At 33.8% G+C, this 8910-nt stretch carries 11 protein-coding genes; 5 read left to right on the top strand and 6 right to left on the bottom strand.

All coding sequences use genetic code 11. The annotated features are described in order from the left end of the window. Window positions 1-159: 159 nt before the first annotated feature. The 3 genes from AC1MPL_RS12035 to AC1MPL_RS12025 form a co-directional block, all read right to left on the bottom strand. On the bottom strand, window positions 160-477 hold the full coding sequence (locus AC1MPL_RS12035) for a HigA family addiction module antitoxin (protein ID WP_479766273.1): 318 nt from the start codon (window positions 475-477) through the stop codon (window positions 160-162). A 17-nt stretch (window positions 478-494) separates the two neighbouring features. Next, the gene (locus tag AC1MPL_RS12030; protein ID WP_092750154.1) at window positions 495-773 is read right to left on the bottom strand and encodes a type II toxin-antitoxin system RelE/ParE family toxin; all 279 of its coding nucleotides are present in this window, start codon (window positions 771-773) and stop codon (window positions 495-497) included. A gap of 164 nt (window positions 774-937) precedes the next feature. After that, window positions 938-1708: an AraC family transcriptional regulator gene (locus tag AC1MPL_RS12025; protein ID WP_479766272.1), complete on the bottom strand. Its 771-nt coding sequence runs from the start codon at window positions 1706-1708 to the stop codon at window positions 938-940. A gap of 96 nt (window positions 1709-1804) precedes the next feature. On the opposite strand from AC1MPL_RS12025, the gene AC1MPL_RS12020 reads away from it, so the two are divergent. Further along, on the top strand, window positions 1805-2197 hold the full coding sequence (locus AC1MPL_RS12020; RefSeq protein WP_479766271.1) for a hypothetical protein: 393 nt from the start codon (window positions 1805-1807) through the stop codon (window positions 2195-2197). 133 nt (window positions 2198-2330) lie between these two features. Here the strand turns inward: AC1MPL_RS12020 and repM are convergent, their stop codons facing one another. From repM to mobC, 3 genes are all read right to left on the bottom strand, one after another. Next, complete coding sequence (gene repM, locus AC1MPL_RS12015) at window positions 2331-3272, bottom strand: replication initiation protein RepM (protein ID WP_479766270.1); 942 nt, start codon at window positions 3270-3272, stop codon at window positions 2331-2333. 330 nt (window positions 3273-3602) lie between these two features. Continuing rightward, entirely contained in the window at window positions 3603-6113 is a 2511-nt protein-coding gene (locus AC1MPL_RS12010) for a relaxase/mobilization nuclease domain-containing protein (protein ID WP_479766269.1), read from the bottom strand. Next, window positions 6097-6594, bottom strand: a complete 498-nt coding sequence (mobC, locus tag AC1MPL_RS12005) for a plasmid mobilization relaxosome protein MobC (RefSeq protein WP_479766268.1) — start codon at window positions 6592-6594, stop codon at window positions 6097-6099. The genes AC1MPL_RS12010 and mobC overlap by 17 nt, the downstream gene beginning before the upstream one ends. Before the next feature lie 303 nt (window positions 6595-6897). On the opposite strand from mobC, the gene AC1MPL_RS12000 reads away from it, so the two are divergent. The 4 genes from AC1MPL_RS12000 (at window position 6898) to AC1MPL_RS11985 (ending at window position 8907) form a co-directional block, all read left to right on the top strand. Further along, window positions 6898-7146 (top strand): AbrB/MazE/SpoVT family DNA-binding domain-containing protein, encoded by a 249-nt coding sequence (locus AC1MPL_RS12000; RefSeq protein ID WP_479766267.1) that lies wholly within the window; start codon window positions 6898-6900, stop codon window positions 7144-7146. After that, the gene (locus AC1MPL_RS11995) at window positions 7146-7475 is read left to right on the top strand and encodes a type II toxin-antitoxin system PemK/MazF family toxin (protein ID WP_479766266.1); all 330 of its coding nucleotides are present in this window, start codon (window positions 7146-7148) and stop codon (window positions 7473-7475) included. The genes AC1MPL_RS12000 and AC1MPL_RS11995 overlap by 1 nt, the downstream gene beginning before the upstream one ends. 157 nt (window positions 7476-7632) lie before the next feature. Beyond that, window positions 7633-8232: an OmpW/AlkL family protein gene (locus AC1MPL_RS11990; protein ID WP_479766265.1), complete on the top strand. Its 600-nt coding sequence runs from the start codon at window positions 7633-7635 to the stop codon at window positions 8230-8232. Between the two features lie 456 nt (window positions 8233-8688). Then, the gene (locus AC1MPL_RS11985) at window positions 8689-8907 is read left to right on the top strand and encodes a DUF6500 family protein (protein ID WP_479766264.1); all 219 of its coding nucleotides are present in this window, start codon (window positions 8689-8691) and stop codon (window positions 8905-8907) included. Window positions 8908-8910 lie beyond the last annotated feature (3 nt).

Genomic DNA, 8910 nt, shown 5'->3' with positions numbered 1-8910 from the left:
TGGAAACAAGTCGGTTTTTTTTTAGGCGGTTTTGGCACTTCTTGCCTATAATTTAGATTAAAAAACATACGATTTATAGTTTTATCTTGGTTTTTCAAATCTCTTGTTTCAGCAATTATCCACATTTTTTGCGGATAAATTTAGGGAAAGAGTCTAGCTCTATGCGAATGCTAAATCAGTGTCATAGGGCGTAATTGTTTCTTCAATAGCCTTACCAGCTTTTTCGTATGCAATCTTTAGATCATATAAATGCTGTAAGTTCAGCCAACTTTCAGCATCACCACCAAAAAAACGAGCCAAACGTAATGCTGTGTCTGCTGTAATAGCACGACGCTCTAGAACGATATCGTTTATACGAGTCGGTGTTACACCCAATTTTTTAGCTAGAGCATTAGAACTTAGTTCTAATGGAAGCATATATTCTTCCTTTAGGATTTCTCCCGGATGTACTGCTCTCATACCATTATGATGAATCATATATATTCCTCAAATAATTAATGATAATCGACTATTTCGACCTCACTGGGTCCATGATCTGTCCAAATAAAACAAATCCGCCATTGAGCATTCACACGAATACTATGCTGGCCTAAACGATTACCTTCCAATTTTTCTAATCGATTGCCGGGAGGAGACCTCAAAAATTCTAAAGTTACGGCTGCATCTAACATAGTTAATTTACGAGTAGCGACATTCAAAATAGCTGAGAATTTAGAACTTTTACCAGTCTCAAATAATAGCCGTGTATGTTCACATTTAAAACTTTTAATCAATGTAGGTATCCTCCACTAGATATATTGTATATCGGTATACAGTATAACACAAGGAACTTTTAAAAACTGTTGAACTAGCGATTAAAGACCTAGACAATTGATAAAGTACCAAAAAAATTAAAGATCCTACACTAGCTGTTATTGGATTTGGCCTATACTCATGATCATTTCATATAATCTTTTGGAGTCTGACCAAATACTTTCTTAAACGTTGTAATGAAAGCACTTACATTCATATAACCTAATTCTAATGCTATGGACTTAACTTGTTTTCCTATGGCTAATAACTCTAATGCTTTTAATAAACGAATACGGATCTTCCACTCATTAAAACTAAATCCTGTTTCTAAAGTAAATTTACGTGTTAATGTTCTCGATGACATGTTGCCTTCGCAAGCCCAATCCTCAATTTTTCTGTCATCATCTAAGTTTTCAAGAAAGCTTTGAGCCAACTTCAATAATATAGGATCCGTTGGCATGGATATTCCAAGATTCATTTTCTGTAATGTAGAAATCTCATCTAAAAGAACCTCTGACAGCCTTTCCTGTCTAGAATCAAAGGTATTTATATTCCAAGTCATAGTTCTATTAATCAATTCATATAATAAGTTAGAAATTTTAAGAACACAGGGGATACTAGGAAGACAACTACATGATGACTCCCTTACATATAGACTCCAACCTGAAAAACTACCATGTGAACTAAGACTATGTTCTATAGTCGGCGGAATCCATATAGCATGAGTAATAGGAACAACCCACTTTTTATTCAAACTTTCAATAGATAGTAACCCTGATCTTGTGCCAATTAGTTGTCCTCTAGTATGTGAATGACTAGAAGTAATTCTAACGTCATCATTTACCCTTTGAGCAGGGAGTATTATTGGTCCTTTAATCAAAGAAGCATCATTTATAGATATTAAGGGAGAAGTCATAAGATGGCTGATTAACCGTATTCAATGTTGCATATGCCGTACAAATAGAATATTCGAATCTCTAAAATAAGAATACTAATAACACGGAATTAAATTATGAAAAAAAATATTATTATCAATATATTAGATAAAGTAATAAATAAGAGAGAGTACACAATTGAACAAATTGCAGATACATATTTCAGTAGTCAATACAAGCAATGTACAAACGGAGTATGGGATAGTAGACAAGGATTCATAGAACATCTTAAAAAGTTAAGAGAGATTATAAAATCAGCACACTTCAATTTAATAGAAGAAGTTAAAAGCAAAGATACATTAGCAGATATCCACCAAGTCACCTCAAGAAAATACAATGGAGATGAAGTAATAACAGAAGTTTATTTATTCGCAAAATTAGATACAGAAGGAAAAATAATAAGAATTAAAGAAACAACTCTAATGCTCAAAGGAAAAAATGAAGATAAAGAAATTGGCAGTATTAAATAAACGAAACAGACCTTTATCTGATTTGGCTGAGGCGCACTTGTGCATAAATTTATAAAATTTTGCGCCTTAGTTGTTTAAATCTCTATTTTGAGAATTTATCCACAAATTAAGTGGATAAACCTGAGTGTATTTTTTAACTAGATTGAAATCCAACTCGCTTTAGATGAGGATAAAGTGCTCTAAATTTTTCAGGTTGTAAAAGCATATTAGCGATACGAGCGGAAAATTGAGAGTAACTTTCAGTACCTTCCGAATATTTACTCATTTCAGGCATTTCAGACAATTTATTCGCAAACAAATAACGCTGGGCATCAGTCATCTCAACAAAAAAATCAGGTGTGTTTGGATCACGTTTTGGATTTACAGATTTTTCTACTTCAAGCTGTGGTTTTTGTTTAAATTTAAATGAGAATCCGCTAACTGTTCGGCCAGTTTTATGCTGTTCAACTTGTACTGTAATATCTGTATGCTCACTAACTTGTTTAATAGCTGGTTCTAAAACACGCATTTTAAAGTTATTAAGCCTTAAATACTCACTTTCTAAAACTCCTATCCTTTCTCTAAAATCTGAGATATCAATAATAGGTGTCTTTCCTGTACTACGCCATGCTATAAGAATTTCATATAAACGTACTGCATAAGGGCTACTGAGCTGGCTTACTTGCTTTAGCTCATAACTCGTAAAATGCTTTTCTAATCTTGTAATTAAAGGAATGATAGCAGGAGCAAAAATTAATTTTACAATTGCCTCCTTCTCAACATAAATAATTTCACTAACCCATCTTGATTTATGATTCTGAATATTTCCCTTTTCACTGAGACTTTGATAACTAAAACGACGTTCAAACAATACTTCACAAGCATCTTTTAAAGCTTGATATGCAGTATTTCGATGTACAGAAAACTGGTTCATATAACTTTCAGCATGAACAATAAGAGGATCATTTGCATTAATCCCTTTACCAGACTCTCTTGCTTCAACAATAGCCAAGAGGATTAAACGTTGTTCTACTAGTCCAAGGTTATAACTAGCATTAATTAATGCATTGTCTTTTACAACTAATTCTTTTTTCATGGTTCTCTACATGGACCTCTTTTAAAGACTACACTATATTATAATGTAGCTATATGCAAGGTAAGTGTAGTCATATAGAAGTATTCTTGCAAGGTAAGTGTAGTCATATTGCAAGGTAAGTGTAGTCATATAAACTCTAAGAGCTTTGCTATTAGATGCTTTCAGCTCTCCTAAAAGCATTTAAAAGCTTTTTATTATTAAAAGCCTTTATTTTTTTAATATTCTATAAAATCGCTTCGCTTTATTTTTTAAAAGCAAAAGCAGTAATCAGGGAATGAATATTCAAATTACAGTTGATCGCTCGTAGACACTCGCTCTGTAAATCATGTTTTAAGGCCCATCCATACCATCAATATCAAAGCTGTTTTCATTTTGCCGTTTAGGTTCATTTAATGGCTTATCTACTCTGATGGAAGGTTGCTCATGTTCAATAGGTTTAGGATGTTTAAATGCTGAATAAATATTTTCTAGTTTTTTGAAGTGATCTAAGCATTTTTTGTATTCATGAATACAAACTGTAAGATGTTCATTTTGGGGCTCTAATATCAGTTGGCAATCTAAGTATTTCAGCATACGTCTGTCATTTTTTCGCATCTTGTTGATGAGTTCAAAATGAGGAGGGTAAATATCTCGGTTATTGCCAGCATTACGCATGTAATCCAACAGGTTCTCTGTCTTCTTCGAAATGATTTTTATCAGTCTAACGGCATCTCTTCGTTCAAATGCATGATCTTGCTCCATTGAAAGCGATTTATGTCTTATGACTGCATCAGGATAGTAACTGTCATATCGAATATGTTTGAACTGACTGGCAGGTTTAGGCTCAATTTTTATTCCGTCTTTAATCAAGGTATCTAGTCGTCGATTAATGTGATTAAGTCCTTCAAGGTATCTTGCAGCTTGATCATTTGCTTCGCTTGATTCTCTAACTCGGTTTCCAAGTTTTCTAAGGGCCTGAACTGTGAGATCTTCGAGAGTGCCGCTGTTAACTGCTCTTGTTGTTGCTCTATTTTCTCTTGGGTCTGCATCATTCTGCTGTCTACTAATTTCTCTACAATCTTTTGCAAATTTAGTTGATTCAAAGCTTGTTCTGACTGTACTTGTAATTGATTCAATAAGTTTGTTTGATAGTTTTGAAAAAGTGTTGCTGAAAAGTCTACTTGCTCGATTTTTAATATCTCCGAATTGAGATGTGATATTAACGTTTGTTGTTTCTTGTTCTCTTCTGCGATGCTCTTGATCTGTTGCTGTAATTGTTGCTCGACTTCTTTGTGTTTCTCTATTTGCTTCTGCAATCGTTCGTTCTGTTCTTTCAGTAAGTTGTTTTGTTGAGTCAGGTACTGGTCTATTTCGGTCTTCATGTTCTATCTTCTGCTGTTGATATATTGATTTTGGTTCTCGATGATTGCTGCGTTCTCTGAGATGATTTTGTTTTGTGCTGCGATTGATTTGTTGTTGATGAATGCTTGATAGAGCAGATAACCAGTCATTAAAAGCGTCAATATGAAAAACGTCACTGTTGCAATCAAAATGTGATAGCTCTTCTGTGTCTTGAGTTTGTCGTTTAACAAACTCTCTACGGTACTCTCGATATATTGTTTCTTGGCTTCGACTGCTTGCTCGACTTGGCTTTGAATTGAATTCTGTAAAATCACTTGATCGATTTTGATATTCATCAATTGCTGATTTATTTCGGTCTGTAATTTCTCGATTGATGTTGAAAATGAATTGATGCGTCGCTGAACGGTTAGAATCTGAGACATATCGATATTTGATAATTCGCTCATCAGTGTGTCTATTTTCGCGCTGTAGCCTTCTATCATCTCTTGAATGTGTTCGGGCGACAGATTGTTGATTTCGCTCAATATCGAGCTCAGGCGCGATTCTAGAGAGATTGTCGTTTGTTGCACTTGCTTTAAAAGCATGTTGTTTTGAGTGATAGGCTGCTCGCTTGTCTCTATATTTGTTTCTAACTTTTTGAGCATCTCTGACAGATTCTGCAAGCTGACTTGCAGTTGCTCTGCTTTCTGCTGCTGCGCTGAGATGCTCTGAAAAAGATCTAATTTCGAATTCTTCTGTGTAGAAGTCGCCTTTGAGTCTGTGCTTTTTTCCATTGCTAAGTGTTACCGTTAAAAAATTTGTACTTTGCTTAACGTTCTCTACATCGTTGAGCTGTCTGATGCATTCGACAATATCTTTTCTGTCTGTCGCAATTTGAGTCTGTAATAATGTTTTGACGTAATTATCAATGACGCTACAAAACTGCTTTTTGGGTAAGTCTTGTAAAACCTGATTGGAAACCATTTTTTTGGCTTGTTTATTCAGCTTTGCAATGTGATTGGGCTCTTGTGTTGTCTTCATCAAAAGCAAATCATCTGGGCGTGACCATCCATGTTTGATGTTGAGATAGTCACGCAATGCATCAAAGTGAGTCTCGTGGCCGGGCGGGGCAATATTGAGTGCTTTTCCAGTCTGTAGATCAAGTCTCGGTGTTAAAACATGAATATGTTTTGAGCCATCATCATCGATATGTAAAACAGCAAAGAGGTGATATTGCGATGGATCTAAACCAGCAAAAGCATGTTTCTCAAATTCATTTAAAACTTCTTCAATTTGCTGATTGGTTGGATTGTCTTCTTTAGACCATGCAATGACGCCAGATGTGTATTTCCAAAGATGAGGATTCGCAGTACACGCTGCATTAAATGCCGTGGCATCACCGCGTAAAACTTCAACGCCTGCACGGACATTACCCTGATGATCTAAGTGATCTAAAACATATGCTGAGGCATGTATTGCTGAACCTTTCCCATGTTTTAAAAACTTAATATGCACGCTCATCTTCCTCTGATAACGCGATAGATGACAACTGCTTTTGTAGCCTCTCAGGTGTTTGTCTTTTAATTTCGGGGAGAGCTGGAAATATTTGTTCTAATTCAGTTTGAATATCTTTTAAAACGAGAAAAATACTAAAAATATCTAATTTCTTTTGTTCGTCAGCACTCGCGTTTTTAATAATGTTTAATGCTCTTGCGATTTGATTTAAGTTATTCCCAATTTTAGAGAGCTCAAGTAATAAGTCAGGATCTGTTTTTTGATAGCGTTTGATCACCTCAAAGATTCTTTTAACCTTAACTCTTGGTTTCGCCTCTTCCTCATTTTCTTTTTTCAGTACAACTGTTGCTGCACTTTGCATAATTTCTCTTTGAATTAGAGAGTGCAGAAAATCAGAAAATTCTGTTTGTTCTTTTTCTAAGTGTTCTTTTAATTGTTCTAGTTGTACTTCAGTCATGCGAAACGATTTAGTTTTCGTACGTAGCATTTCTAGGTCCTATTAACAGTTTTTGCTGTGCAATTTAGCAATAAGATCATTCGAAGATTGTGGTCTTATTGCTAAATTGATGCTTTTGGGGTCTTAGGGGTGAAACCCCTAACAAGCCCTGTATATATTTTCGAAGAAAATGTAATACAGGTAGGCTTGCTTAATTGATATTATCCGATTATTTATATTATAAATGAAACTTTTAATGCATTCATCTTTTCTTGTTTTTATACAAAAATTGATTGATTTAAAAATCGAATGAGTGATAATTAGTTATATTAAAGTATAACTTTTGAGGTGGGTATGGTTCATACAAATTTAAGAAGAGTTGGTGGGTCTATCATGCTAGCTGTACCCCCAGCTTTGTTGAAAAAATTGGGGTTAGATGCTGGTAAAGAAGTGTCATTAGATATTCAAGATGGAAAACTACTGATTGAACCTAAAAAGAAGCCATCTTATAAATTAGCTGACTTATTGAAGGAGCATCAAGAGTTAAATCTCGAACAAGATGCATGGCATGATATAAAGCCAGTAGGTCGAGAGGAAATTTAATGGATAAAGGTGATATTTATTTAATTTCTTTAGATCCGACACTCGGCCATGAACAACAAGGGAAACGCCCTGTATTGGTTATTTCACCAGAGAGTTTTAATGAAATAACCAAGATGCCGATTGTTCTACCCATTACATCAGGTGGACGCTTTGCCCGTAATTCAGGTTTTGCTGTAGAGCTGTTCGATGGTCGCACGACTGGTATTATACGTTGTGATCAACCTAGAGCTTTAGATTTTGAAGCAAGACATGCGAAGTTTTTAGAAAAAGTGGGTACTGATATCCTAGATGAAGTAATTGCTCGGTTTACTGCGATTTTTGAAAGCTAGAAGTGAAATATACGAAAATTATAACTATTACGATTTACGATGGTATAGAAAATTGTACTAATGATTGTTTTTTCTAAATTTTTAGCTAACTTGTTGTAAATTAAATTTAAACATATATATAATAATACTTTACAATTTTTCACAAAATAGATATTTCATGTTTAAAAAATCCTTACTTTTTGTCGGTCTACTTATTACAACAAATACTTTTGCAAGCAATTGGCAAGTTAAAATGGGTGGGAGTTCTTTGGGATTAAGTAATCTCCATGATAGTGATGGTACTGAATTAAAAGTAAACCGTAGTGTAAGTTTCACTCCATCTGTTGAATACTTTTTCTCTAAAAATATTTCTACTGAATTCCTTATTGGAACTGCATTTAACAATAAGGTTCGTAGTGGCAGTGAATCTATGCCTTTTGAGCAATATCCTCTAGCCCTAACATTAAAATATAATTTCAACAATAGTTCACCTGTCACTCCATATATTGGTTTAGGTGGTACAGCTCTTGTACATGTACCTAAAGATAAGAGTGATGACTCAAATGAGTCAGCAAGTATTCTATATGGTTTAACAGGACAGATCGGTGCAGTATATAAACCAACAGGTAAAAATTGGGGAGTTTTTCTTGATGCACGCTATAGTCATCTAAAGCAAAATAATACGAATGATGATGATGAAAATGACTCGAATCAATCAGAAAAATCAATTACAGCTAATGGCTTAATGTACACAGTAGGTTTAAGTTATAGATTTTAATTAAAAGCCTATCTTAAATCTAGAATCCTAAATATTAAGAAGTATTTAGGATTCTCATATTAAAATAAGAACTAGAATCTAAAGAGACTAAAAATTTATACTTTTCTAAACAATTACTTTATTTTTTGATATATTAAATGTACCAAATTATATTTTATAAAAATGTTATATATTATTATATATATACTAATTGTAGTTCCTTTTATAGCAGGTTCTCAAGCAATTACTGAAAAAACGGGTATTGCTAAGTGGATAGTCATTTTATATATTCTCTTCTGGACTCCTGCTTTATTAGCACTTTTAGTTCGCGATCAAAATACTTCTTTATTGTTTTTTTTCATACCCATTAGCATGCATCTTTTCGTAAAAGGTGTTAATCATGCTTGGAAATGGATTACCGATATTCTAAATAAATAATTATTTCATTAAAGAACGTTTACGGATTTAAGAAAATATATGAGAAAAGAGTTATTTATTCATGGCTGCAATGAAAAAATTGAGAAAAAAGGAACTACAGTAGGATTATCTTTTTATGCTTTCTTTAAAAATAAAAATGATAATCCAGAGTTATTAATGGAAGCAGCTACTTGGTGGATCATAAAACATAAACTAGATCACTTTGAGAAAGCCGTAAAAATTAAAGCCCTTGTTTTGAATGAACCTAGCTACGTTTAACAT

The sequence above is a fragment of the Acinetobacter sp. N1-1 genome, assembly GCF_056711485.1.
This window is presented reverse-complemented; position numbering and strand designations above follow the sequence as displayed.

What these genes read in the sequence shown, in the direction of transcription:
- AC1MPL_RS12035 (WP_479766273.1), bottom strand. Translation starts at nt 477, where the DNA reads ATGATTCATCATAATGGTATGAGAGCAGTACATCCGGGAGAAATCCTA.
- AC1MPL_RS12025 (WP_479766272.1), bottom strand. Translation starts at nt 1,708, where the DNA reads ATGACTTCTCCCTTAATATCTATAAATGATGCTTCTTTGATTAAAGGA.
- AC1MPL_RS12020 (WP_479766271.1), top strand. Translation starts at nt 1,805, where the DNA reads ATGAAAAAAAATATTATTATCAATATATTAGATAAAGTAATAAATAAG.
- repM (WP_479766270.1), bottom strand. Translation starts at nt 3,272, where the DNA reads ATGAAAAAAGAATTAGTTGTAAAAGACAATGCATTAATTAATGCTAGT.
- AC1MPL_RS12010 (WP_479766269.1), bottom strand. Translation starts at nt 6,113, where the DNA reads ATGAGCGTGCATATTAAGTTTTTAAAACATGGGAAAGGTTCAGCAATA.
- mobC (WP_479766268.1), bottom strand. Translation starts at nt 6,594, where the DNA reads ATGCTACGTACGAAAACTAAATCGTTTCGCATGACTGAAGTACAACTA.
- AC1MPL_RS12000 (WP_479766267.1), top strand. Translation starts at nt 6,898, where the DNA reads ATGGTTCATACAAATTTAAGAAGAGTTGGTGGGTCTATCATGCTAGCT.
- AC1MPL_RS11995 (WP_479766266.1), top strand. Translation starts at nt 7,146, where the DNA reads ATGGATAAAGGTGATATTTATTTAATTTCTTTAGATCCGACACTCGGC.
- AC1MPL_RS11990 (WP_479766265.1), top strand. Translation starts at nt 7,633, where the DNA reads ATGTTTAAAAAATCCTTACTTTTTGTCGGTCTACTTATTACAACAAAT.
- AC1MPL_RS11985 (WP_479766264.1), top strand. Translation starts at nt 8,689, where the DNA reads ATGAGAAAAGAGTTATTTATTCATGGCTGCAATGAAAAAATTGAGAAA.